This window comes from Chromohalobacter sp. 11-W (genome assembly GCF_029889905.1).
Lineage (GTDB): Bacteria > Pseudomonadota > Gammaproteobacteria > Pseudomonadales > Halomonadaceae > Chromohalobacter.
Genome location: NZ_JARANZ010000010.1, coordinates 57,663 through 81,232, shown reverse-complemented (window position 1 = coordinate 81,232; position 23,570 = coordinate 57,663). Strand labels below are relative to the sequence as shown.

The following is a 23,570-nucleotide window of genomic DNA, read 5'->3' as shown; positions in this document are numbered from 1 at the left end:
TCCAACCTGAACATAGAACCACCGCGCTCTTTAAGTAAGGCATCAGAATATTTTCTTACCATATAACCTCCAATAGCTTCTGCTTAATCAATAGACCAAACCTATTGGCTTTTGCTTCATACCAAGAATGGAGAAACCTGATGGCGCATAGAGAAGAACATCCACAAAAGTTAAAGATCTGGGACCCAATAGTAAGGATACTTCACTGGACATTGGCTATAGCATTCATGACAGCCTGGGTGAGCTCTGGCCAATGGCAGACACTACATGAATGGGCAGGGTATACAGTAGGCGTAGCAATAGTATTACGAATCATATGGGGAATAATAGGGACTCGACACGCACGGTTCATCAATTTCACTTACTCACCAAAAGAAATATTTCAACATTTACGAAACATGCGACATGGGCATGAACGACATTATGACGGCCACAATCCCGCCGGCAGCGCCATGGTCTTTTTACTATTAGGAGGACTTGGCCTGCAAGCAATATTGGGCTGGCTTCTAACAACGCACACCTTTCAAGAAAACACACTGATAGAAACTGTACACCCAATATTAGGAAACGCCCTTCTTATTGCAGCAATACTACATGTTGTTGGTGTAACAATTTCAAGCAAGTTAACAAAACAAAATCTTGCCAAGGCAATGCTTACTGGTAAAAAAACAAAAAAACGCCAAGAATAATTGAAAGAGCCGCCTCAAGGCGGCTCTTTCAATTCACGCCCCTCCGCCGACCTTCGCAAGAACATACCTGACGATCTTATAAAAACCAAGCGCCAGTGCAAAAGGCACAACGAGTGTCCCAATAAAAATGTATAAAGTAAAAATACAGGCCTCGAAAAAGAAACATCTAAAGAGAGCCTCGCCAGCTATACTACGGACGGCCTTGGCTAAGTTTCTTATAATCCGAAAAGGCCTTGCTAACACGTCATACTGAAACCTATAAACCATCATACACTCCCCAGCTCGGTGCCACTGCAGGTAAGATTTTAAAGTCATGCACGACACGCCGATGTTATGTCTTGATCGGGCTTATAGACCGATGTTGCTACTTGCATCAACCCCAGAATGCTTGAAAACAAATTGCCATGACTATATTTGCCGTCTGCATTTTTATATAAACAATCATCATTCAGTCCCGTGGAGCCAATAAAATCCTTATCCAACCACCACGTCATGGGTACATGCGTTTGTTCTTTCGGTGCGATTGAGTAAGGCAATCCATGTAAATAAACACCATTTTCACCTAACGACTCACCATGATCGGCCACATACAACATGGCAGCCGAATATTGAGACTGAGATTTTAAGGCGGCAATCATACTATCTAAGACACTATCGGTGTAAAGAACGCCATTGTCATATGCATTTACAATCTCATTTTTTTGACATTTATTTAAATCAGCAGTTTCACATACCGGGGCAAACCTGCTAAAAGCCTTAGGATAACGCTGGTAATAACTAGGACCATGATTACCTAACTGGTGCAACACAATGACTTTATCATCGTTAGAACCCGAAGTTTTCTTCAACTCATCTTTTAAACGCTCGGCAAGAGCCTCATCATAGCAGCGGCCCGATGCACAAAGACCAGGAAAACCCTGCTGGGACAGTGTCTCATTTTTAACGCCTTCGCAGACTCCTTTGCATCCCGATTGGTTATCAATCCATTCCACATCGATACCGGCATGCTTTAACACATCAAGAAGTGACTCATGACTTTTAATATAGCGCTCGTCATAGTCATCGTGACCAAGCGGAGAGAACATGCAAGGTAAAGAAACTGCCGTGCTTGTGCCACAAGATGTTACATGAGGAAAATTGATCACGTTGCGATCATTCAACTTCGGTGTTGTCTGCCTCTCATAGCCATTGAGACCCCAATTGGCAGCCCGCATCGTCTCCCCGACCACAATGACGAGCAGCTTAGGCTTGCTATTGCCATTCGATGCCGCGTCTGCCAGTTTCGCATCGCTCTCAAGCGGAATTTTCTTATCAGGCAGAGGAGCTTGTGCAGGAGCTAAAGCTTGAACAGCAGAGACTATCGCGTTACCCGGAGTGACCAAGAAACGCAGCTCATGATGCGTCCTCATCAAAGCCGACACGCTTTGAAATGTCAGTAAAATGAAGCCGCTCAATACCAGGGTGCTTGCTAGCACCACCACTGCGCGTCTCAAAACAGACCTCAAAAGGCTCTCTCTTTTTATACGCACCCAGATAACAAACAGTGAAGGAATAGCGGCATAAACAATCATGTATCCAAGGAACCCCCAAGTAAACAGCTCACCAGCTTCCTTGGTATCCGTCTGCAGAACGTTGTTCACCATATCGGTATTGAAGTATACGCCATAACGGCTTGTATAAAAGTTAACGGCCGCTGCCAAACATATTATGGCGACAAGAAAAGGTTTCGCCAGCCAACGATTCACTAAAAAGACAAATACAAAAAACTGCAAAAAAGTAAGAACAACCCCATACTCGAGCAAAAGCAACCAGTCCATTATTCCTGCTGGAGAGATATAATCAAAAACCTCACCCCAAAAAGGCGTATTATAAAACAATGTAACACCAAGGCTCACCAAAAAGGTCAGGAAGTCCGTCGTCAAAACCGGACGCAGGAAGCTCAGCCTTGAAAATAAATTATACATAAACGACCTCACCTCAAGAATTAACAAGATCACCAACAGCGACTTTTCGATTTTTAATTAAACCAAAAAACAGATACGCCAATATTCGGGAAACACTAAAACTAATCATCAATGTCCACAAATCATGCGACAAAAAATGAGCCCCACGAACTTGCTGATCAATACCAAAAAGAAGGCCCATAGACATAGCACCCCCTGCACCTAAACGTCTCCACTTAGAAGAGACAAAGAGGTAGTCGAAAAAGAAGTACAAGGCAATCCAGGCATAACCCGCACTAGCATGCCCGGCAGGAAAGCATGCAATATCTGGAAACTTAGAAGGCCACTCTTGGAAAAAACCAACGTAAGGAATATTCCCTCCGTAGCGTACTAAATCCCAAGGACATGCCACATTAATGCTGTTCTTTATAGAAGAAACTATTAATGCGGAAAGTGCAACTGATACAAAGAGATACACCAAAGGACGACGCAGACTTTTCATTGCCCCTACAAAGAAGGTTGCAACAATTGCCACCAAGACCACTACACCTATAGATATACTAAAGCGTTTCCCTATATCATGCAGAACATACTTAGTCAGCCAGAAATCCGATAACGTCCAATCACCTCCCTCCATCGTGTAAACGGCATCAGCCGTCCTAAAATCTAATTCAAAATAAGCTATTGCAATAATTAACAGGGTGAATAAAACCCACATCTTCAACAAGGGCACCCAAGGTGATTCACTGTATTTTAAAAAAGTTCTGGGGAGCATGTGCACATCAACTTTATATATAACAAGGATACTTCATGATGTCACCCCACTTCTTAAGTCATGCTTACGCGCAACAAATAAATTCATCAAAAGGCTTAAGAATACCTTAAGAAAAAATATTTATAATCAAGACAAAGCCACTACTTTATATATGCAATCATGCGACCAAAAACACTATCAGTCATCATTCCTGCAAAAGATGAAGTTGAAAACTTACCAACGTTGCTTGATGAAATTGATCAGGCACTTGTTTCAATTGAACACGAAATCATCGTTATCGATGATGGCTCTATAGATGACACCCAAAATTGGCTTGCAAATGAAGCCAGGAAAAATCCACGGCTACGCGCATACCGCCACCACAAAAGCTCCGGACAAAGCACGTCTATCTGGCAAGCGGCAAGGCTAGCGGAAGGGGATTGGTTGGCGACTATCGATGCCGATGGACAAAACGACCCGGCAGACATACCTATCCTTTATCAATATGCGAGCACTAACACAGTCACGGTAATTGCTGGGCACCGCAATAAAAGACGTGATATTTGGCATAAGAGGTTTTCTTCAAAAATCGCCAACCGTATCAGGAGCAAACTACTGAATGATTCAACACCCGACACCGGGTGTGGCCTTAAATTAATAAACAAAAATGCGTTTCTTAAACTGCCATACTTTAACCATATGCACCGCTTTATACCTGCGCTTATTCAAGCGCAGGGAGGGACCTGTATTTCTATGAATGTAAACCACCGAGAACGTCAAAACGGACACTCACACTATGGTTTACATGACAGACTTTGGGTAGGAATTATAGATATTCTAGGTGTCATGTGGTTGCGCCGCCGATCACGACTACCGGCAAATTTAATGCCGCTGGTGGATTCATACCCTACTGACAACGACTCCGGCAAATATGTTTAAAAACGACTTAATCTGGATGATTATTGGATTTCTTGGACAAGGCTTTTTTTCGGCCCGTTTCTTGGTCCAGTGGATTGCAAGTGAGAAGGCGCGACGCAGTATTGTGCCCAACGCGTTTTGGATATTAAGTCTAGGCGGAGGCGCTACGCTTTTTGCTTATGCAATTTATCGACAAGACCCCGTGTTTATCGTTGGCCAAGGAGCAGGGCTTTTTATCTACATGCGTAACATGATTTTAATCCGTAATGAAACACACATGAAATCAACGAAAAGTGAATAGCTTTATGCGTTTTTCGCTCTTGCCAATAACGGTGGCTCGCCATACCCGATTTTTTTGGTGCCTTTTTTTTCTGGGCGGTTTTGTGATTTTAGCGATTGGACTGGGGTTACGTGATCCATGGCCAGCAGATGAACCACGCTTTGCACTCAACGCACTCGAAATGCTTAAGACGGGTCAGTTTTGGTTTCCTCATCGCGCCGGCGAAATTTATCCCGACAAACCCCCTGTTTTCATGTGGGCAATGGCAATAGGTATTGCTCTAACTGGCTCGGTACGTTGGGGATTCATGCTCCCGTCTCTACTTGCTGCTTTCGGAACTCTCTTTTTAGTAGCAGATTTAACGAAAAGACTCTACGGTATACGCATCGCACTATTAGCCGGCGTTGCCCTGTTGAGCACGTTCCAATTTGCTCTTCAAGCTCGGACGGCACAAATAGATATGTCTCTCACTTTTTTTACTACGTTAGGGGCTTACGGGTTTCTACGCTATTCATTAATTGACGCCAAGAATATCTGGTGGTATGTCAGTTGGATCGCAATGGGCATCGGTATATTGACCAAGGGGGTAGGCTTTCTGCCCTTGGCGTTAATACCCGGCTGGATATTATTCTATAAACAAGGAGTAGTGCATCACCCTACATGGAAACAGTATATAAAGGGTTTTTCATTACTTATCTTGACGGTTAGCTTGTGGGTCGTGCCCATGGTCTTGATCGCCACATTTGGAGACGATTCAAGTCTCACAGCTTATCGGGATAATATCCTTTTCAAACAGACGGGCGAAAGATATGCCAATTCATGGCATCACTTGAACCCTTGGTATTACTATCTAGCCAGTGTCATTCCTTGGGCATGGCTACCTCTAATACTGGCCTTCCCATGGCTTATTAAACACTGGCAGCGTCGATTGAGAAGACGCGATGCTAAGATTTGGATGCCTTTAAGCGCAATATTGCTGATCCTTCTGTTTTTTTCGTTGTCGCCAGGCAAACGAGGCGTTTATATATTGCCTACAATCCCATTGTTAATATGGGCGGTCGCGCCGTCCATACCCGGCCTATTGCAACAAAAGGGTCTCAATTATCTGGCAACATTTACTATCATTGCCATTTCAGGCACTTTACTAACTGCAGGAGTCTTAGGTGGTTATGGAGTCAGTAGCCTAAACGAATTATCGCAGCACTATGGAGTAGTGCCTTGGAATTGGTGGATGACGATTGGTGCGCTGTCTATCCCCCTCATCCTCTGGTTAAAACCGCACCGTGGAATATTGATATTTGTAATATGGATGCTGGCCTTCTGGGTTTCATGGTCTACATGGGGCTATGTACTAATGAATACGGCCAGGTCGCCTCACGATATGATGCAAAATGTTCAGCGCATAACAGGAAAAAACGCTTCATTGGCGCTCCCGGATTTCGATGAAGAATTTGTGCTACAAGCACAACAACCCGTCGTGCAATTCGGCTTTAAAACCCCATTAGAAAAACAATTACAACGTGCTTACGCATGGGTTAAACAGTCTCCCGATGAGCGTTGGATATTAACACGAGCAGATCAGGCAAAAGGGGAAGCTTGTATCGATCAATCCGAAAAGCATGATCTGGGTATTCAAAACAGTGATCATTGGTGGCTTCTTCCCGGAAGCGCTTTTTCTCAGTGCCCAGGAAATAAAAAATCTGCGCCGCTATACGAAGCTCCCACGACAAAATAGTCATCACCACCCTAAAATCCCGTCAAAGAGAGGCTTTAAGCCTCTCTTAACATTATAGAAACAAAACCCCTTAACACCTCCAACCTGAGCTTTAAAATGAAAAAGACAATCGCTGTATCTGGCAATTCATCAAGATCACCAAGATCTTTCTTGATACTTTCAGCAACATGCTTTTCACTCTTCTTGATACTATCATTGATAGTTAAAACTACTAATTGGTTTACTGGAATAAATGGAACCATACACAACCTCTTTGCACAGCACCAGAGTTCTTTTCTATTCAACTTCATGCTAAGCATAACTGAACTTGGTGATGGCATCGTAGTGGGCATAATATCCTCAGCAATAGTAATATCCATGCTCGTAAGGAAAGAAAAAGCACCCGCTATACTTTTAGCCTTAACCATGACCAGCATATCTTTAACGGTTCCTCTACTGAAGTTTTTAATACATGAAAGTCGCCCAATGGTGGGGCTGTATGAAAACTGGGAGACTTTTTCTTTTCCGAGTGGTCACACCACATTAAACATAACGCTCTACTTGTGCATCCTCCTCCTATTTACTCATCACTTTAATGTTAAACACAGAATATTGACTGGCCTCACCATCTTTTCATTACTGTTCCTTATATGCTTTTCTAGAGTTTATCTGAATGCGCACTGGTTAACTGATATTGTCGGCGGGGTGTTTTTAGGGACAGGATGGGCTTGCCTTTTTTTCTATCTATTTTTGCACCAATTTTCTCAGCACCAAACCAATAAAAGCTCTTCCATTTACTTCGCAATACTTATTGCAAGCATTTTAACAGTATGGCCGCTTCACTCCTTTAAAGTCTTTCAAAGTGACGTAACAAGGTACACTTCAAACGACCACTAGATGACTGAAATCACTTCATTAAAATATTAAACCAGACCCAAACAACAAGCAAAAATGTCATAAAAACCGATGCTGACCCAAGATCCTTGGCTCGGCCGCTTAATGTATGCCATTGCGTTCCCACGCGATCCACAACAGCTTCAATAGCTGAATTTATAAGCTCCACTACCAATAGCAAGATGAGAGATGCCCCCATCATCGCTTTTTCTATAGGCAAGTAATCCCCAAAGGTAGGAATTGGCATCAACAATGCAAGGACCACTAATTCTTGACGAAATGCCGACTCATGCACCCAGGCAGCACTCAAGCCTTTTAGAGAACAAAAAAGAGCTTTATTTAAACGTACGAGACCTGTTCCATTCCATTTATCTAGATCAGCCATTTTGTCAACACGTCCAAATTTACAAAGAAGCTAGTAGGATAGACTCGATACCTTAAGGGCTGATTAAGTCTCTCCGCTTGATCATGGCTCCTGATACAAAACGTTCTCTATCAGTCGCGCCGATAATCGTCATCGAGGCGCACGATATCGTCCTCACCGAGATAGGCGCCGCTTTGCACTTCGATGAGTTCCAGTTCGATGCGACCGGGATTTTCCAGACGATGTGCGATACCTAGTGGGATATATGCGGACTGGTTTTCACCCAACAGGAAAACCTCGTCACCCCGGGTAACACGCGCCGTTCCCGAGACCACGATCCAGTGCTCGGCGCGATGATGATGGCGTTGCAGCGACAGGCGGGCGCCAGGATGTACGCGAATATGCTTGACCTGAAAGCGTGCGCCCTGCTCGACGCATTCGTAGCTGCCCCAGGGGCGATAGGCACGTCGATGCGCGATGCCTTCCTGACGCCCGAGCGATTGCAGACGCGCGACCAGGGTTTTGACGTCCTGGACGCGGTGTCGATCCGCTACCAGTACGGCGTCAGCGGTTTCAACGACGACCAGATCCGAGATCCCGAGCGTTGCGACCAGGCGCGACTGCGACTGCACCCAGGCGTCTCGCGTGTCTTCCGCGATGACGTCGCCGCGCAGCAGGTTGCCATCATCGTCTTTCGACGCAACGTCCCACAGTGCTTGGTAGGAACCGACATCCGACCATCCCGCCGCCAGGGGGATGACGACACCGGCCCGGGTATTTTCCATGACAGCGTAGTCGATGGATTCGGCATCGCATTCGGCGAATGCGCCCGCCTCGGGACGTAGAAAATCGAGGTCTGCGCCGCGTCCGGCCCATGCCTTCTCCACCGAGGCATGCATGGCCGGGCGCCAATGTCTCAGCTCTTCGAGGTAACGGTCCCCGCGCAACAAGAACATACCGCTGTTCCAAAGGTGATGGCCGCCATTGGCAAATTCGCGTGCATGCTCGACATCCGGTTTTTCCACGAAGCGTATAAGCGGCTGCAAACCCGCCGTGACATCGGCGACTTCCAGATAGCCATAGCCGGTTTCCGCACGCGTCGGCACGATGCCAAACGTCACCAAGTCACCTCGTCCCGCCGCCGGCAGCGCCGTCTGCAGTGCCTCGTGGAAAGCCGCCACCTCGCCGAGATGGTGATCGGAAGGCAACACCAATAGGGGCGCGCTTCGGTTCGCACTGTCTTCACGCGCCTGCTGGCAAAGCGCCGCCATGGCGATAGCCGGCGCGGTGTCGCGTCCCTCGGGTTCGAGCACGATATCCGCCTCACAGTCGATTTCACGCAACTGCTCGGCGACCAGAAAACGATGGGCATCCGCGCAGACGACGATGGGACGCGCCACATCGAGCCCCTCCAAACGCAAAAGCGTCGCTTGCAGCAGGCTCCGCTCACCAAGCAGGGCCAGGAATTGCTTGGGCGTATCGCGTCGCGACAGTGGCCACAGGCGCGTTCCATTACCGCCAGCGAGAATCACGGGCGTCAGCATGGCATCTTCCTTATCCGAGCATATCTCTGAACCTACGGTAACCAGCCGCCACTGCAGGCGCCAGCCCTGTCATACATCGCCTTGACAACCTTCCCCCGCTTCCCGAGGATTAGCGCCTTGTTTCCCGAACGAGGCGGATCGCCACTCATGCCGTTGTATCGTGTCTCGCTCAATGGCGTTGCTCGCTGGTATTACATGCGCACACGCTTTGCGTTCACTTCCCACCTCGCGTTGTCGCAACCCGGCACGACTCGACAAATGGAAGCGGTAGGCAGCAGTCGCTTCTTTCTCGATGAGGCGTCGAATACGCTATTCAAACTGGTGGCCGACAAATACGTCGTGCAGCGTCACCCTTTCAAATGGTGGATTCGCGATATCCTGGAGAAGCGTCTGCTCGGCGGTTTCGATGCCCTCAAGGAATGGCGGGCCAACACCTGCATCCGCCGGGCTGGACTGCGCGCCATCGAGTGTCGTGGTGTCGGCGTGGCCCTCAACCCCTTCAATCCGTTGGGATCACTGCTGGCCATGGAACATCTCGACCGAGGCGAGTCCGGCGCGGATTACTTTCGCCGCCAGGAAGAAGACGCACGCTTGGCATTCCTGCAACGCGTATGTGACGACGCCGTGGCCTTGATTCGTCACGGCTACTATCATCGCGACTTTCATTATGGCAACTTGCTGCTCGATGACGCTGGCGAGATCGTCTGGATCGACACCCACGTCAAACGCTTGCCGCAAGACGCCCGCCTACGTCGCCAGACCATTGTGGCCATGCTTAGCCCCACGAAATTGCAAGGCGAGCGTTACCGAGCATTCGCCGAAGCGTATCTGATTCGCCAACTCGCACTATAGGGATTAGCCCCCATCAGGGAAGACACTCATGCCAACGCCCAAACGCTTTGCCTTCGTCATTGCCGATCTATATGGCGGTGGCGCGGAGAAATCGCTGCTTTACACGGCTGACGGCCTTCGCCAGCGCGGCCACGTCGTCAAGGTTTTCATCCTGCGCGACAAGATCGAGCATCGCCTGCCGGAAGGACTGGAGATCGAGAATCTCGGGGTCATCAATCGCTTCAGCAAGCTGTTCTCCACCGTGTGGGTGGAAAAATGGCAAGCCACGCGTATCGCGCGCGCATTGAGCGCATTTGCCCCAGATGTCGTGCTGTCATGTTCTTGCGACAAGATCACCCGGCACCTGACATTCCCCAACTTGTGGTTCTGGATCAAGAGCGATATCTCGGCGAAATTCAGCGATCCCGACCAGCGCACCAAGGCATTCGCCAAGGTGCATCGCTTCTATAGCGGACGCAACGTCGTCGCCGTCTCCCAGGGCGTCAAGGACAACCTGCTCAATGCCATCGGACTCCAGCCCGCCGAAATTCGCGCCATCTACAACCCCTACGAGCGAGCACCCTTCCTGCGCATGGCCGAGGAATCGGCGCCAGTACCGGACGGCGAGTACCTGATCAATGTCGGTACGTTTGAAGCGCGCAAGCGTCATGACCGCCTGCTGCGCGCCTATAAGGCCAGTGGCGTGACGACCCCGCTGGTTCTGTTGGGCAAGGGTAAGGGCGATGAAGAAGCCAATCTTCGCGCAATGATAGAAGACATGGGGCTCGCCGAACGCGTTATCCTGCCTGGCTATCAAACCAACCCCTACCCGTTCATTCGCAACGCCAAGGCCTTGATCCTGACCTCGGACGCCGAAGGGCTGCCACGCGCGCTCATCGAATCGCTGCTGCTGGGAACGCCCGTGATCAGCGTCGACTGTCCCTCCGGTCCGCGTGAAATCCTCTCTGGCGAACTCGCTGACTTCCTAGTTCCGCGCGAGGACGAAACGGCGCTGGCCGACGCCATCGCCCGTATGGATGCCGACCCGGTCCGCGTGACCGAGGCGCATTACCGCCCCTTCCTCAAGGAGACCGTGCTGCCACAGTTCGAAGCCTTGGCGAAGTAACGATACGCCTTACACAATTGAGCTCGCGTCCTGAAGAAACACCTTGAACGCCTGCCATAACGGGCTGCGATAACGCTCAGGATGCCACAATAGCGAGAAGTCACGGACCAAATGTAGTGGAGTCTCCAGCGCGACCAGTTCGCCGCGCTCGAGTTCGCCCGCCACGCTGAGCCTCGATAAACAACCAAGACCGAGGCCAGCCCGCACGGCCTGCTTGATGGCCTCGTGTTGGTCGAGTTCCATGCGCACCCGCAAGCGCGCTACATGAGGCCGAATCGCCGCTTCGAAGATCGCGCGAGACCCCGAACCGCTCTCTCTCAGGACCCATTCGGCGGCCTGCAGATCCTCAGGCGACAACCGCGACTGAGCAGCGAAACGCTGTGTCGGAGCACAGACAATCACCATCTCGTCGCGACACCAGAACTCACTGGACAGACGCGGTTCAGTACACTGCCCTTCCACCAAGCCGAGATCGGCGTCGTATTGCAATAAGTCGTCGATCACGCCTTGCGTATTACGCAGCCGTAGTTGGAGGTCCGTCTCCGGATGAACCTCGCTAAAGCGACCCGCCAGCCGCGGCAACAGATAAGTACCCACGGTGGCACTAGCCGACACTTGCAAGCGCCCGCGTAATGCCCCTTGCGGCTCACGCGCCGTTTCCACCAGTACCGTTAACCCCTCTAACAACTGCTCAGCCTGTGGTAATAACCGCCGGCCGGCATCGTTGAGCGCCAGACGACGCCCGAGACGCTCGAACAGCGCTACGTCAAGCTGGTACTCAAGATCGCTCAATGCCTGACTGCTCGCCGACTGTGAAAGATGCACGCGCTGAGCGGCGGCACTCACAGAACCAGCGCGCGCCACATTCACAAATACATCGAGTTGGCGGAACGTTACCTTGGATGTCATATCGGATTTACTTAAATGGCATATCGTTATTACTCGATATGAGGTTACACGATGCACGCCTACCCTGTCCTCTTCATCGGCATTCGAGAGGAAACATCATGTGGCAGGGGCTCAGTTTATGCATCGCATTGACGCTAGGCGGGTTCGCCATGGCTAGATTGCCAGGCATCGCCTCGAGCGGCGTCAGTCCGCTAGTGTTTACCTTATTGCTAGGACTGATGGTGGGCAATTTACCCCTGGCACGACGCTTGTCTGGCGTGGCACCAGGACTCCAGTTCGCGACCCGCTGGCTGTTGCGCAGCGGCATCGTGTTGTTCGGCCTTTCGCTGACCCTGCAACAGATCCTCGGGCTCGGTCCCAAGGTGATCGTGCTGGATACGCTGGTCATCGCCACGGTGCTGGTCACCGGCTATTGGCTGGGTACACGGATATTCAAGCTGGATGCCGAAACAGCGTTGCTGACCAGTGCCGGCAGCGCTATCTGTGGTGCCGCCGCAGTGCTGGCAACCGAGACCACGATCCGCTCGAAGCCGGCCGCCACCTCGATGGCGGTGGCCACCGTCGTGCTGTTCGGCTCACTGGCGATGCTGGTGTATCCATTGCTCTATCCTCTCACCGGCATGGACGAGGGCCTGTTCGGCATCTACATCGGCGCCACCGTGCATGAGGTGGCCCAGGTGGTCGCCGCCGGCGATGCCGTAGGGCCCCACGCCTTGGCCAACGCCGTGATCGTCAAGCTGGTGCGGGTGATGCTGCTGATACCCTTTTTGCTGATCGTCGGTCAATGGTGGCTACGCCGCAACATTCAAGAGGCCGATGACAGCGCGGCACGTCCCGCACTGGTCATTCCTTGGTTCGCGTTCGGCTTCCTGGCCATGGTCGTGTTCAATAGCGTGATCGCCCTGCCGACGCCACTGCACGATGGACTGGTAACGGTAGGCCAGATCGCACTGGCGATGGCCATGGCGGCACTTGGCTTCGAAACGCGCCTAGAGAAACTGCGCGTCCTGGGCATCAAACCCTTCTTGCTGGCCTTGACGCTGTTCGTGCTCTTGCTGATCGGTGGCGGGCTGATCACACCTTGGATGATGCGTTGAAATGCCCCGACACAAAACGGCGCCCCTCGAGGCGCCGCTTGCATATCCAACTGACTCGTCTATTCCACTGGCCCGATTCACGTCGACTGGAGTGAATCCCCGCGACCTACCGCGAAGTACAGCAAGCCCGCGCGCTTGACTGCCTGCGGGTCGAATAGATTACGCCCATCGATCACCACCGGCATGCGCAGCGTCTCCTTGAGCCAAGCGAAGTCGATGCTACGAAAGGCCTTCCACTCGGTGCAGATCACCAAGGCGTCGGCACCTTCCACGGCTTGCTCGCGATTCTCGACAAGGGCGAGGTCGTCGCGCTGGCCGTAAATCCGGCGGCACTCGTCCATGGCTTCCGGATCGAAAGCTTGAACGCGTGCCCCCGCCGCCCACAACGACTCCATCAAGGCACGACTGGGCGCTTCGCGCATATCGTCGGTATTCGGCTTGAAGGCCAGTCCCCACACGGCGACCGTCTTGCCCGTTAGATCACCATCGAAGGCCTGGGAAAGCTTGGCGAAGAGCGTGGCTTTCTGGCGCTGGTTGACACCTTCCACGGCCTCGAGCAGTTCGGCGCGATACCCGATCTCACCGGCGGTCCTCGCCAGCGCCTGTACGTCCTTGGGGAAGCACGAACCGCCATAACCGCAACCGGGATAGATGAAGTGATAGCCGATGCGCGGGTCGCTGCCGATGCCGCGACGGATCTGCTCGATATCGGCACCCAGGCGCTCGGCGAGATTGGCGATCTCGTTCATGAAGCTGATCTTGGTGGCCAGCATGGCGTTGGCGGCGTACTTGGTCAGCTCGGCGCTACGGATATCCATGAACATCAACTTTTCATGGTGACGGTTATAAGGACCGTAGCACTCGCGCATGATGGCGCGCACCCGCTCGGCATCGGTGCCGACGATGATTCGCGCGCCATGGGTGAAGTCCTCGATGGCAGCGCCTTCCTTGAGGAATTCGGGGTTGGAGCAGACATCGACGGTCAGCGAAGCGCCCCGGGCATCGAGCTCGCTCTGTACGGCACCGCGCACCTTGTCCGCCGTCCCCACCGGCACGGTCGACTTGTCGACGACGACCTTATCGTCGCCCATGTATTGGCCGATGCTGCGCGCCACGGAGAGGACGTACTGCAGATCCGCGCTGCCATCTTCGTCGGGCGGCGTACCCACGGCGATGAACTGCAGCGGCGCGAAGTCGACGGCGAACGCCGCATCGGTAGTGAAACGTAGGCGCCCTTCCTCGACATTACGACGCACCATGGCATCGAGCCCTGGCTCGTAAATGGGAATCTCGCCGCGCTCGAGGCGCGCGATCTTGTCGGCGTCGACGTCCATGCACATGACATCGTGCCCCACATCCGCCAGGCAGGTTCCAGTGACCAGGCCCACGTACCCCGTGCCGAAGATGCTGATTCTCATCGTGTGTCGTCCTTTACGTGTCATGTCATCAAAAAAGCGTGGGCGTCAAACCCGAGTGGGTATCAAACTTGATAGAAGGCGCGATACCAGTCGACGAAGCGGGCCACGCCTTCCTCGACGCCGACCGCCGGGCGGTAATCGACCGCTTCGAAAAGCGCCTCGGTATCCGCCCAGGTACGCGGTACGTCCCCCGGCTGCATGGGTTGGTAGTCGCATTGCGCGGTGCGCCCGGTCACGCGCTCCAGCGCGCGCACGAAATCCATCAATGCCACGGGGCTCCCGTGGCCAATATTATAGAGTGCAAACGGCGCGGTACTTTGATCCGGTGCCGTCGCTTGCCGTTCGGGATCGGCCTGGGGAATCACGTCCTGAATGCGTACCACGCCCTCGACGATATCGTCGATATAGGTGAAATCCCGCGACAGCTCGCCGTGGTTGAAGATCGGCAGCGGCTCGCCGGCAAGAATCGCCCGAGTGAACTTGAACATCGCCATGTCGGGGCGTCCCCACGGGCCATAGACGGTGAAGAAGCGAAGCCCCGTGGAAGGAATGCCGTACAAGTGGGCGTAGCTGTGCGTCATCAGCTCATTGGACTTCTTGGTCGCGGCGTAGAGGCTGATGGGATGATCCACGGCGTCGGCGGTAGAGAACGGCACATGCGCATTCTGCCCGTATACCGAGCTCGACGAGGCATAGATCAGATGCGGCACCTGCTGATGGCGACAGCCTTCCAGCACGTTGAGGTGGCCGACGAGGTTGGACTGCGCGTAGACATGCGGATTGTCCAGCGAGTAACGCACCCCAGCCTGCGCGGCGAGGTGAATGACGCGGTCGAAGCGTTCACCGGCGAAGAGCGCCTGCATGGCCGCCTGATCGGCGAGGTCTATGCACTCGAAGCGCACATTGGAGTGCGCAGCCAGATCGTCGAGGCGCGCCTGCTTGAGCGCCACGTCGTAGTAATCGTTTAGATTGTCGATGCCGACGATGGTGTGGCCATCGGCCGCCAGGCGCTTGGCCACGGCATGACCGATGAACCCGGCCATGCCCGTAATCAGAATATTCATGGGGTTACCGGTCTCTCCTATGATGGCGCGCACTATAGCATGGCGCTTGGGACGCGCCGATCCATGCACCGCGCTTCATTGACGAGGCGCAAGCCAAGCGACGATACCCACGAACAAGAGCACCAGGGCAAGCAACGAAATACCGTCGAGCACGTTTTCCAGCGACGGCAAACGCGGATCGCCCGCGGCTACCTGATGCGCGTTGTGCATACCCTGCAATGCCAACTGCCCGACGGCCGCGATCAGTGTCAGCATCATCCCCAACGGCAGGCTGGCACGCAGCCATGTCGGCAAGCGTGGAAATGATAGTCGGGGCCGCGAAGGAGGCTGCTTTTGCGTCTTGGCGCTCGCCCGAGAGGAATCTTTGCGAGAAGAGGTAGTGGAACGCTTGGACGCAGCATTCTTGCCACGTGACTTCCCACGTGGCTTGGAAGACGAGGCACGCCGCCCCATCCAGCGATAGACCAGCATGGTAAAGGCGGCTGTCAGCGCCACCGCAGAAATCAGGATGGAAAGGAACAAGGAAAGCGAGGCCATGGAATCCCGTTATCTTTCGAAGAAGAATGACGACAAGGATACCAGCGATGGCCTCGCGGTTCAGGCACGGCGTGGGCCGATGCCAACGTATCGACGCATCGAATCAGGCACTTTACAGGCAATGCCTAGGGCATCAGTTGCCCACCGTTGACCTCGACGATCTGGCCGGTGACATAGCCACTCAAGGCATCGGTGGCCAGGAACAGGAATGCCCCTACGCACTCCTCGGGTGTGCCGAGCCGTCCCATGGGAATACCGCCACGCATGGCCTCGAGCTGCGCGTCGCTGCTGTGTCGGTCGTGGAACGGCGTGACGATGACCCCTGGCGCGACGGCATTGACGCGAATATTGTCCGCCGCGAGTTCCTTGGCCATGCCCCGCGTGAACGAACTCACGAACGCCTTGGCCGACGCATACAACGACGCGCCGGGGCCACCGCCGTTGCGTGCCGCCACCGAGGTGGTATTGATGATCTTGCCACCCTCGCCCTGACGGCGAAAATGCGCGATGGCCGCGCGCGTCGCCAGAGTCACCGAGCGGACGTTGAGATCCATGACCCGCGCGTAATGCTCGGCCTCGATGTCGCCCGCCGGTACGCGCCCCAGCATGTCGCCGGCATTATTGATCAGAATATCCAAACCACCCAGTTGCTCGACGGCCCGGTCGACCACCGCGACCGCCCCTTCGGCGGTGCTGACATCCTGTTGCAGTGTGAACGCCTTGCCGCCATCGCGTTCGATCGCCTCGGCCACTTGGCGAGCCGGAGCTTCGCTGGCGTTGTAGTGAACGACGACATGCGCGCCGAGCGCACCGAAACGCTGAGCAACGGCGGCCCCGATCCCTGTGCTCGCCCCCGTGACCAGCACACGCTTACCCTGCAATTCATCGAACATCGTGATCTCCTTGAACGCTAGAACGTGCCATGCACGCGCTGTCATACATCACACAGATTGTCATCCTAGGATTTCAGATCGTCGCCTCCCCGGGCATTAGACTTAGGTGTCGTTCGTAACGTCCGTCGGCAACAGCGCCTCACTGGCCAACTGCCGCAGATGGGCGATCAACTCGTCGGCGGCAGCAGAGTGTGGTTCCTGACGCCGTGTGATGATGCCGTAGTAGTCCAGCGGCTTGCCGATCACACGTTCGAGCACGACGTATTGCCCGCCCGCCAGCGGTCGCCGCATCACCGAGCGCGGCAAGACCGCCAGCATGTCCGAAGACTGCAACAATTGTAGAGTTGCCTGAATCGAAGTGGTTTCGACCACGTTGGCAGGCGTGGCGATGCCCTCTTCCGCCAGGGCCGACTCGAATACACCACGCATGGGACTCGACAGCGGATGCAATATCCACGGCCATTGGCTCAGTTCATCCAGGCCCGGGGCGTGATCAAGTCGTGTCAAAGGATGATCGCGGCGCACCACGACCCGCAGCGGCTCATCCAGTAGCGGCTCGAAGTCGAATACATTGTGCTGACTGACATGCGTCAAACGTCCGATGACGACATCCAGGCGCTTGTGCTCGAGCTCGAGCAACAGGCGATCGCTGGTTTGCTCCTGCAGGCTCACCGATAAGCGTGGCCGGTCACGTTTGAGACGCGCGATCGCCGCCGGCAGGATTTCCGGCGCAGCAGCGGCGATGGCACCGATCAGTAGCTGGCCATAGCCCCCTTCACGTAGATCATTGATGTCATCCACCAGGCGTTCCATGTCGTTGAGCAGGATCCACGCATGACGAATGACCTGCTCGCCCAGTTCGGTGGGCTGCATGGCCCGCGGCAAACGCTCGAAAAGTGCGAACCCGAAATAGGCCTCTAGATCGCGCAACATCTTGCTCGCCGCCGGCTGACTCAGATGCATGACCCGCGCTGTGGCATGCATGTTGCGGCTTTCGGCCAAGGTGGTCAGCAACATCAGATGCTTGAAACGTAACCAGGCACACAGGTGTGCGTGTGAAAGCTTGCCCGCCGTCATGATTGCCCTTCCTGATAACCAGAACGAATCAGAATGCCATAAACTTCGATTGGATTGTGATTTCAATGCGGCCATAGCCTGAGCGATAAGACAACAACACGCGTTGCACCACTATGAACAACAATCACCGCCTTGGTCGCCAAGGCACATAGGGAGAGCGGCATGAGTGCGACCATCAACTACCTCACCAAGATACGCTTCGGCGACGATGCCCTGGACGACCTGGCCGAAGAATTGACGTTGCTCGGCGTTGACACGCCATTGATCGTCACCGACGCCGGCCTTACCGCCAGCGGCTTGGTAACACGCGTGCAAGCGGCCATCGGCGGTACACGTCCCGCTCCGGTTTACGACGGCACGCCCGCCAACCCCACCGAGGTCGCCATCGAAGACGCCGTCGCCCGTTTCCGCGAGCATGCTTGCGACGGCATCGTCGCCCTGGGCGGCGGCTCGAGCATCGATCTCGCCAAGGGGGTCGCCCTGCTGGCCAGCCATCCCGCGCCATTGCGGCAATATGCGATGATTGAGGGCGGTGCCGCCCATATCAGCAGCCAGGTGCTGCCATTGGTGGCGATTCCCACCACGGCGGGAACGGGTAGCGAGGTCGGACGCGCCGCCCTGATCAGCATGCGCGATGAACGTAAGCTCGGCTTCCTCTCGCCGCATCTGATTCCCGACGTAGCGATCTGCGATCCACTGCTGACGCTATCGCTACCGGCGCACCTGACCGCCGCCACCGGCATGGACGCCATCGCGCATTGTGTCGAGACGTTCCTCAGTCCGCGCTTCAACCCACCCGCCGATGCCATCGCCCTGGATGGATTGCAACGCGCCACGCGCTATATCCGCACTGCCGTCAACGATGGTAGCAACCTAGAAGCACGCCGAGAGATGTTGATGGCCGCCACGCAAGGGGCTTTGGCGTTCCAGAAAGGTCTCGGCGCGGTGCACTCTCTTTCCCACGCCCTGGGCGGCTTTCACGATCTGAAGCTCCACCACGGCACGCTCAATGCCTTGCTGATGCCCATCGTGCTGCGCTTCAACCAGGACCATTGCGACGACAAGTTCGCCCGGCTGCGCGATGCGATGGGATTGGCCCCCGGAACGGATGTCGTCGAGGCCTTCACCCAGCTCAACATCGACCTGGGCTTGCCCATGCGGTTGAGCGATCTGGGCGTCACACGCGAACGTCTGGCACCGGTTGCCCAATGGGCGCTGGAAGACCATTCCACTGCCACCAACCCGCGTGCCCCGACGCACGACGATTTTCAGCGCATGCTCTTGGAGGCGCTATGAAGATTACTTTTAAAGAAATTTAACTAACTGAAAAAAGAGGAGATTCAACCTACTCGATAGACCAAAGTCTAGATAAATGAATATTGCGTACAATGTACATTAAGAACTAACTTGAAAGACGCATCCCGTGCACGACAACACTTCATGACACGCCAATAACAAGGATCGATCATGCTCAAACTGCACAATAAAGCCGGACTCGCCAGCATCGCCGTCCTGCTCACCGCCATCGCCGGACCGGCTCTCGCCGACTACCCCGAAAAACCCATCACTATCATCGTACCGTGGGCCGCCGGCGGCGGTACCGATGCCACCGCGCGCACCATCGGCAAGGCGCTGGAAGAAGAACTCGGCGCGACGGTCAACGTCGTCAACCGCACCGGCGGGAGCGGCGTGGTAGGCCACAGCGCCATCGCCCGCGCCAATCCCGACGGTTACACGCTCGGACTGGTCACGGGCGAGATCAACATGATGCATTGGCAAGGCCTCACCGATCTGACTTATCGGGATTACACACCGATTGCCCAGATCAACTACGACTACGCAGGCGTTCAGGTCGCCGCCGACGGTCCCTTCGATGACCTCGAAGACCTGGTTAAAACCGTAGGCGAACAACCCAAGGGCACTTACACCGCCTCCGGTACCGGCCAAGGGGGCGTCTGGCACCTGGCATTCGCCGGCTTCTTGATGGACCAAGGCATGGAACCCGACCGCGTCACCTGGATTCCCAGCCAAGGCGCGGCGCCCGCCATGACCGAACTCGCCGCCGGCGGCATCGACATCGTGCCCAGCTCAGTGCCCGAAGGCCGTTCGATGATAGAAGCCGGACGTGCCAACAGCCTGGGGATCATGGCACCCGAACGCCTGGATAGTTTCCCCGACGTCCCCACGGTTCAGGAAGCTATCGGCAGCGACTACCAAATCGGTGAATGGCGCGGTATCGCAGGCCCCAAAGGCATGGATCCCGAAATCGTCTCGACGCTGGAAGACGCGCTGGAAGCCGCCTACAACAGCGATACCTACCAAGGGTTCATGGCCAAGCAAGGCTTCGGTACCGAATGGCGCAACGCCGAGGAGTTCGGCCAGCTGATGGCGGACATGGACGAACGCTTCGGCAAGATCGTCGAACAAGTCGGTTTGGCCAAATAGCCGGGAGGCCACGATGAAAGACTTCCTCCTCGGCCTCGCGTTCATGGCAGCGGGCGCTATCGTCTATCTCGTGGCCCAGCAGTTCCCCACCATGCCGAGCCTGCAGTATGGGCCTTCACTGTTTCCCTCCCTCATCGGGGGAGGGTTCATGATTGGCGGTCTGATACTCGCAATCAGTCATGTCGGGGCACTCAAGGGCATCGGGCACGGTATGACCTGGCATATGGACCGTGAGCAGTTGCGCAATACGCTGCTTTCCATCCTGCCGGGTCTCGCCATCGTTTTCTATATTCTCACCAGCGAGTGGCTGGGCGCCCTGCTCAGCCTCGCCCTGGTCATGTTCGTATTGATGCTGGCACGGCGCACACCGCCTCTGCTGGCACTTGGCGTTTCCCTCGTCGCGGCGCTGATCGTCGATCTTCTGTTCTCTCGTTACCTGCTCATTCCCCTCCCCGAGGGCCTCATGAGCATCTGGGGGTAAGCCATGGATGCATTTCTGCAAGGCCTGGCGCTGGTCTTCAATTTCCAGACGTTGCTGGTAATCATCGGCGCGGCCATTTTCGGCGTATTCGTGGGCGCAGTGCCCGGGCTGACCGCCACCATGGCCGTCGCGCTGCTGGTGCCCATCACCTTTTACATGGACCCGACGCCCGCCATCGCGGCGATCGTCACCACGTCGGCGATGGCCATTTTTGCCGGCGACATTCCCGGTACCTATCTCAACATTCCCGGTACCCCCGCGTCGGCCGCCTATGTCGGCGAATCGCATCAACTGGCACGACAAGGGCGCGCGCGCGAAACGCTGGGTACCAACCTGGTGTGCTCGATGTTCGGCGGATTGTTCGGCACGCTGGTGCTGGTCTTCGTCTCGCCTTCGCTCGCCGAGGTCGCACTCAAGTTCAGCTCATTCGAGTATTTCTGGCTGGCCTTGCTGGGCCTGAGCTGCTCGATCTTCATTTCTATCGGGTCCAAGACCAAGGCCTTCCTTTCCTTGCTGGTAGGCTTGCTGCTTTCCACCGTCGGTCTCGACATGATGAGCGGCGCCCCGCGTTTCACATTCGGCATTCCGGATTTGATGGCCGGCGTCAATTTCATCCCCGTGATGATCGGCATGTTCGCGCTCAACGAGCTAATGATGTTCTACGGCTCGCGCAACGAGGGCCGCAACGTCCCCGCCGTGCACAAGGACGAGGTCTTCAGCAGCGTTCCCAAGCACCTCAAGCGCTACTGGCGCAACCTGCTACGCGGGAGCTCGACCGGTACTCTGATCGGCGCGCTGCCCGGCGCTGGCGCCGATATCGCGGCCTGGATTTCCTACGCCATGGGCAAAAGCCGGTCGAAAGACAGGGACGCCTATGGCACCGGCCACATCGAGGGCATCGTCGACGCCAGCTCGGCCAACAATTCCGGCATCAGCGGCGCCTGGGTGCCCGCACTGGTCTTCGGCATTCCCGGCGACTCGATCACCGCCATCGTCATCGGCGTGCTGTACATGAAAGGCATGAACCCCGGGCCCACCATCTTCATGGACGGTGGCGGCCTCATCTATGCCCTATTCATCGTGTTCTTCATCGCCAACTTGATCATGCTGCCCATCGGCTATATCGCCATTCGCTCGGCCAAGGTCTTCATCCTGACACCGCGCAAGATATTGATGCCGATCATCCTGTGCTTCTGCATCGTGGGTGCCTTTGCCATCAATAATACGATTACCGATGTCTGGATCATGCTGATCACCGGCTCGGTCGCGTTCATCCTGGCGCGCAACGACTTCCCCATGGCCCCGGCCATTCTGGGGCTGGTACTCGGCGGCACGCTGGAGAACAACTTCATGAGCTCGATGCTCAAGAGCAACGGCGACCTGCTCAGCTTCTTCTCACGCCCGATCAGCGCAGGCCTGGGTGCCATGGTCATCCTGATCTGGTTCGTGCCGCTGTTCATTCGCCTCTATCGCCGTTATCGCGGCGCTCCCCAATCCCCGAGGACGCCATGACCACCTACTCACCTGCACAACTTCATGAGCTCTTGACGGCCCTCTTCGAGGAGGCCGGCGCACATCGAGAGGTCGCCGACACCACCGCCGACGTGCTGGTCGAGGGCGATCTCCTCGGCCACCACACGCATGGCATCAAACTCGCGCATGGCTATCTCAAGGACCTCAAGGCCGGCAAGGCGAGCGGCGACCCCGACACGCTCGAGATGACGGAAAGCAGCCCCGTGGCCGCCGCGATCGATGGGCATTATGTGTTGGGGCCGTACCTGGTCAGGCGCGCGTTGGAACATGCACGACAAGCGGCCGAAGGATTCGGTATCGGCATCGTCACGCTCAAGCGCTCCCATCACATCGCCTGCCTGGCGGCCTATTTGCGCCCCCTCGTCGAGCGCAACCTGGTGCCCATCGTGCTCAGCTCGGACCCCACAGTGGCGTCGGTCGCGCCCTATGGCGGCGTAACGCCCGTGTACACGCCGAACCCACTGGCGATCGGCATCCCGGGTCGCGACAACCCCATGCTGATCGATGTCAGCATGTCGAGCATCACCAACGGCACCGTCAACAAGACACGCGCCGCAGGTGGCAAGCTCGCGCATCCGGCCATCCTCACCAACCGGGGAACGGTCAGCGACGACCCCGAGGACTTCTTCACCACACCGCCCGGCAGCATTCTGCCACTCGGGGGGCAGGCCTTCGGTCATAAGGGATTCGCCCTGGGGCTGATGGTCGAAGCACTGACCTCGGCGCTCGGCGGTTTCGGTCGCAAGGACGCCCCGACCCAATGGGGCGCCTCGGCCACGGTGATGGTCATCGATCCGGCACGTTTCGGCGGCACCGATGCCTTCGTCGAGGAAACCGACTTCCTCACCCGGCGCTGCCTCGATGCCGAGCGCGCCGACCCCGAGGTCGCGGTGCGCTTGCCCGGTCAATCCGGCCTCGCCAAGCGCCAGCGGTATCTACGTGAGGGAATTCCCCTGCCCGATGATGTCGTCGACTCGCTACGCCAGGCCGTCGCCGGCTCGACATTGGCAGACGGTTCGTTGAGTCGCGCACTGGGGTTATGAGATGAAACAAGATAAG

Annotated in this window: 23 protein-coding genes; 12 read left to right on the top strand and 11 right to left on the bottom strand. The window is 55.3% G+C overall.

From position 1 onward, the window contains the following. The first annotated feature begins 140 nt into the window (after positions 1-140). Positions 141-689 (top strand): cytochrome b/b6 domain-containing protein, encoded by a 549-nt coding sequence (locus OP494_RS14085; protein WP_179000153.1) that lies wholly within the window; start codon positions 141-143, stop codon positions 687-689. A gap of 311 nt (positions 690-1,000) precedes the next feature. Here OP494_RS14085 and OP494_RS14080 read toward each other — a convergent pair whose 3' ends face one another. Then, positions 1,001-2,653, bottom strand: coding sequence for a phosphoethanolamine--lipid A transferase (locus OP494_RS14080; protein WP_075368758.1), 1,653 nt, complete (start codon positions 2,651-2,653; stop codon positions 1,001-1,003). A 13-nt stretch (positions 2,654-2,666) separates the two neighbouring features. Further along, positions 2,667-3,407 (bottom strand): phosphatase PAP2 family protein, encoded by a 741-nt coding sequence (locus OP494_RS14075; protein WP_247620132.1) that lies wholly within the window; start codon positions 3,405-3,407, stop codon positions 2,667-2,669. Positions 3,408-3,566: 159 nt separating this feature from the next. On the opposite strand from OP494_RS14075, the gene OP494_RS14070 reads away from it, so the two are divergent. Genes OP494_RS14070 through OP494_RS14060 form a run of 3 tightly spaced genes read left to right on the top strand, consistent with a single transcriptional unit; the run spans position 3,567 to position 6,319 of the window. Next, positions 3,567-4,325: a glycosyltransferase family 2 protein gene (locus tag OP494_RS14070; RefSeq protein WP_178999940.1), complete on the top strand. Its 759-nt coding sequence runs from the start codon at positions 3,567-3,569 to the stop codon at positions 4,323-4,325. Then, a complete protein-coding gene (locus tag OP494_RS14065; RefSeq protein ID WP_246923552.1) occupies positions 4,318-4,605 on the top strand; it encodes a lipid-A-disaccharide synthase N-terminal domain-containing protein in 288 nt (95 codons plus the stop codon). Before OP494_RS14070 ends, OP494_RS14065 begins: the two co-directional genes overlap by 8 nt. A 4-nt stretch (positions 4,606-4,609) precedes the next feature. After that, positions 4,610-6,319, top strand: coding sequence for a glycosyltransferase family 39 protein (locus OP494_RS14060; protein ID WP_261506421.1), 1,710 nt, complete (start codon positions 4,610-4,612; stop codon positions 6,317-6,319). A 35-nt stretch (positions 6,320-6,354) separates the two neighbouring features. Here the strand turns inward: OP494_RS14060 and OP494_RS14055 are convergent, their stop codons facing one another. The 3 genes from OP494_RS14055 to OP494_RS14045 form a co-directional block, all read right to left on the bottom strand. Beyond that, entirely contained in the window at positions 6,355-6,735 is a 381-nt protein-coding gene (locus OP494_RS14055; protein ID WP_246923546.1) for a hypothetical protein, read from the bottom strand. 470 nt (positions 6,736-7,205) lie between these two features. Continuing rightward, on the bottom strand, positions 7,206-7,577 hold the full coding sequence (locus OP494_RS14050) for a diacylglycerol kinase (protein WP_178999936.1): 372 nt from the start codon (positions 7,575-7,577) through the stop codon (positions 7,206-7,208). A 110-nt stretch (positions 7,578-7,687) separates the two neighbouring features. After that, positions 7,688-9,100: a mannose-1-phosphate guanylyltransferase/mannose-6-phosphate isomerase gene (locus OP494_RS14045; RefSeq protein WP_280541678.1), complete on the bottom strand. Its 1,413-nt coding sequence runs from the start codon at positions 9,098-9,100 to the stop codon at positions 7,688-7,690. Positions 9,101-9,247: 147 nt separating this feature from the next. Here OP494_RS14045 and OP494_RS14040 point away from each other — a divergent pair, with 147 nt between their 5' ends. Then, on the top strand, positions 9,248-9,952 hold the full coding sequence (locus tag OP494_RS14040) for a hypothetical protein (protein ID WP_280541677.1): 705 nt from the start codon (positions 9,248-9,250) through the stop codon (positions 9,950-9,952). A 28-nt stretch (positions 9,953-9,980) separates the two neighbouring features. Continuing rightward, positions 9,981-11,057 (top strand): glycosyltransferase, encoded by a 1,077-nt coding sequence (locus OP494_RS14035; protein ID WP_280541675.1) that lies wholly within the window; start codon positions 9,981-9,983, stop codon positions 11,055-11,057. A gap of 9 nt (positions 11,058-11,066) precedes the next feature. On the opposite strand, the gene OP494_RS14030 is transcribed toward OP494_RS14035, so the two are convergent. Further along, positions 11,067-11,966 carry a LysR substrate-binding domain-containing protein gene (locus OP494_RS14030; protein ID WP_280541673.1) on the bottom strand — a complete coding sequence of 300 codons (900 nt, stop codon included), beginning with the start codon at positions 11,964-11,966 and terminating at the stop codon, positions 11,067-11,069. Between the two features lie 149 nt (positions 11,967-12,115). Here OP494_RS14030 and OP494_RS14025 point away from each other — a divergent pair, with 149 nt between their 5' ends. After that, on the top strand, positions 12,116-13,063 hold the full coding sequence (locus OP494_RS14025; protein ID WP_280541670.1) for a putative sulfate exporter family transporter: 948 nt from the start codon (positions 12,116-12,118) through the stop codon (positions 13,061-13,063). A 77-nt stretch (positions 13,064-13,140) separates the two neighbouring features. On the opposite strand, the gene OP494_RS14020 is transcribed toward OP494_RS14025, so the two are convergent. The 5 genes from OP494_RS14020 to OP494_RS14000 all read right to left on the bottom strand — a co-directional run bounded on the left by OP494_RS14020 (position 13,141) and on the right by OP494_RS14000 (position 18,052). Continuing rightward, positions 13,141-14,481 (bottom strand): UDP-glucose/GDP-mannose dehydrogenase family protein, encoded by a 1,341-nt coding sequence (locus OP494_RS14020; RefSeq protein WP_280541667.1) that lies wholly within the window; start codon positions 14,479-14,481, stop codon positions 13,141-13,143. Positions 14,482-14,543: 62 nt separating this feature from the next. After that, entirely contained in the window at positions 14,544-15,545 is a 1,002-nt protein-coding gene (locus OP494_RS14015; protein WP_280541666.1) for an NAD-dependent epimerase, read from the bottom strand. Between the two features lie 75 nt (positions 15,546-15,620). Next, positions 15,621-16,082, bottom strand: a complete 462-nt coding sequence (locus tag OP494_RS14010) for a hypothetical protein (RefSeq protein ID WP_280541664.1) — start codon at positions 16,080-16,082, stop codon at positions 15,621-15,623. A 125-nt stretch (positions 16,083-16,207) separates the two neighbouring features. Further along, positions 16,208-16,975, bottom strand: coding sequence for an SDR family NAD(P)-dependent oxidoreductase (locus tag OP494_RS14005; protein ID WP_280541662.1), 768 nt, complete (start codon positions 16,973-16,975; stop codon positions 16,208-16,210). Between the two features lie 102 nt (positions 16,976-17,077). Beyond that, complete coding sequence (locus OP494_RS14000; protein WP_280541659.1) at positions 17,078-18,052, bottom strand: LysR family transcriptional regulator; 975 nt, start codon at positions 18,050-18,052, stop codon at positions 17,078-17,080. Positions 18,053-18,214: 162 nt separating this feature from the next. On the opposite strand from OP494_RS14000, the gene OP494_RS13995 reads away from it, so the two are divergent. The 5 genes from OP494_RS13995 to OP494_RS13975 all read left to right on the top strand — a co-directional run bounded on the left by OP494_RS13995 (position 18,215) and on the right by OP494_RS13975 (position 23,554). Beyond that, the gene (locus OP494_RS13995; protein WP_280541656.1) at positions 18,215-19,348 is read left to right on the top strand and encodes an iron-containing alcohol dehydrogenase; all 1,134 of its coding nucleotides are present in this window, start codon (positions 18,215-18,217) and stop codon (positions 19,346-19,348) included. 171 nt (positions 19,349-19,519) lie between these two features. Beyond that, complete coding sequence (locus OP494_RS13990; RefSeq protein ID WP_247620120.1) at positions 19,520-20,497, top strand: tripartite tricarboxylate transporter substrate binding protein; 978 nt, start codon at positions 19,520-19,522, stop codon at positions 20,495-20,497. Between the two features lie 13 nt (positions 20,498-20,510). Beyond that, positions 20,511-20,978, top strand: coding sequence for a tripartite tricarboxylate transporter TctB family protein (locus OP494_RS13985; protein ID WP_280541651.1), 468 nt, complete (start codon positions 20,511-20,513; stop codon positions 20,976-20,978). A gap of 3 nt (positions 20,979-20,981) precedes the next feature. Beyond that, on the top strand, positions 20,982-22,490 hold the full coding sequence (locus OP494_RS13980; protein WP_280541649.1) for a tripartite tricarboxylate transporter permease: 1,509 nt from the start codon (positions 20,982-20,984) through the stop codon (positions 22,488-22,490). Next, positions 22,487-23,554 (top strand): Ldh family oxidoreductase, encoded by a 1,068-nt coding sequence (locus OP494_RS13975; RefSeq protein WP_280541647.1) that lies wholly within the window; start codon positions 22,487-22,489, stop codon positions 23,552-23,554. The genes OP494_RS13980 and OP494_RS13975 overlap by 4 nt, the downstream gene beginning before the upstream one ends. Positions 23,555-23,570 lie beyond the last annotated feature (16 nt).

Excerpts from the sequence above, each read along its gene's own strand:
- OP494_RS14085 (WP_179000153.1), top strand. The coding sequence starts at position 141 with ATGGCGCATAGAGAAGAACATCCACAAAAGTTAAAGATCTGGGACCCA.
- OP494_RS14080 (WP_075368758.1), bottom strand. The coding sequence starts at position 2,653 with ATGTATAATTTATTTTCAAGGCTGAGCTTCCTGCGTCCGGTTTTGACG.
- OP494_RS14075 (WP_247620132.1), bottom strand. The coding sequence starts at position 3,407 with ATGCTCCCCAGAACTTTTTTAAAATACAGTGAATCACCTTGGGTGCCC.
- OP494_RS14070 (WP_178999940.1), top strand. The coding sequence starts at position 3,567 with ATGCGACCAAAAACACTATCAGTCATCATTCCTGCAAAAGATGAAGTT.
- OP494_RS14065 (WP_246923552.1), top strand. The coding sequence starts at position 4,318 with ATGTTTAAAAACGACTTAATCTGGATGATTATTGGATTTCTTGGACAA.
- OP494_RS14060 (WP_261506421.1), top strand. The coding sequence starts at position 4,610 with ATGCGTTTTTCGCTCTTGCCAATAACGGTGGCTCGCCATACCCGATTT.
- OP494_RS14055 (WP_246923546.1), bottom strand. The coding sequence starts at position 6,735 with ATGCTGGTCATGGTTAAGGCTAAAAGTATAGCGGGTGCTTTTTCTTTC.
- OP494_RS14050 (WP_178999936.1), bottom strand. The coding sequence starts at position 7,577 with ATGGCTGATCTAGATAAATGGAATGGAACAGGTCTCGTACGTTTAAAT.
- OP494_RS14045 (WP_280541678.1), bottom strand. The coding sequence starts at position 9,100 with ATGCTGACGCCCGTGATTCTCGCTGGCGGTAATGGAACGCGCCTGTGG.
- OP494_RS14040 (WP_280541677.1), top strand. The coding sequence starts at position 9,248 with ATGCCGTTGTATCGTGTCTCGCTCAATGGCGTTGCTCGCTGGTATTAC.
- OP494_RS14035 (WP_280541675.1), top strand. The coding sequence starts at position 9,981 with ATGCCAACGCCCAAACGCTTTGCCTTCGTCATTGCCGATCTATATGGC.
- OP494_RS14030 (WP_280541673.1), bottom strand. The coding sequence starts at position 11,966 with ATGACATCCAAGGTAACGTTCCGCCAACTCGATGTATTTGTGAATGTG.
- OP494_RS14025 (WP_280541670.1), top strand. The coding sequence starts at position 12,116 with ATGGCTAGATTGCCAGGCATCGCCTCGAGCGGCGTCAGTCCGCTAGTG.
- OP494_RS14020 (WP_280541667.1), bottom strand. The coding sequence starts at position 14,481 with ATGAGAATCAGCATCTTCGGCACGGGGTACGTGGGCCTGGTCACTGGA.
- OP494_RS14015 (WP_280541666.1), bottom strand. The coding sequence starts at position 15,545 with ATGAATATTCTGATTACGGGCATGGCCGGGTTCATCGGTCATGCCGTG.
- OP494_RS14010 (WP_280541664.1), bottom strand. The coding sequence starts at position 16,082 with ATGGCCTCGCTTTCCTTGTTCCTTTCCATCCTGATTTCTGCGGTGGCG.
- OP494_RS14005 (WP_280541662.1), bottom strand. The coding sequence starts at position 16,975 with ATGTTCGATGAATTGCAGGGTAAGCGTGTGCTGGTCACGGGGGCGAGC.
- OP494_RS14000 (WP_280541659.1), bottom strand. The coding sequence starts at position 18,052 with ATGACGGCGGGCAAGCTTTCACACGCACACCTGTGTGCCTGGTTACGT.
- OP494_RS13995 (WP_280541656.1), top strand. The coding sequence starts at position 18,215 with ATGAGTGCGACCATCAACTACCTCACCAAGATACGCTTCGGCGACGAT.
- OP494_RS13990 (WP_247620120.1), top strand. The coding sequence starts at position 19,520 with ATGCTCAAACTGCACAATAAAGCCGGACTCGCCAGCATCGCCGTCCTG.
- OP494_RS13985 (WP_280541651.1), top strand. The coding sequence starts at position 20,511 with ATGAAAGACTTCCTCCTCGGCCTCGCGTTCATGGCAGCGGGCGCTATC.
- OP494_RS13980 (WP_280541649.1), top strand. The coding sequence starts at position 20,982 with ATGGATGCATTTCTGCAAGGCCTGGCGCTGGTCTTCAATTTCCAGACG.
- OP494_RS13975 (WP_280541647.1), top strand. The coding sequence starts at position 22,487 with ATGACCACCTACTCACCTGCACAACTTCATGAGCTCTTGACGGCCCTC.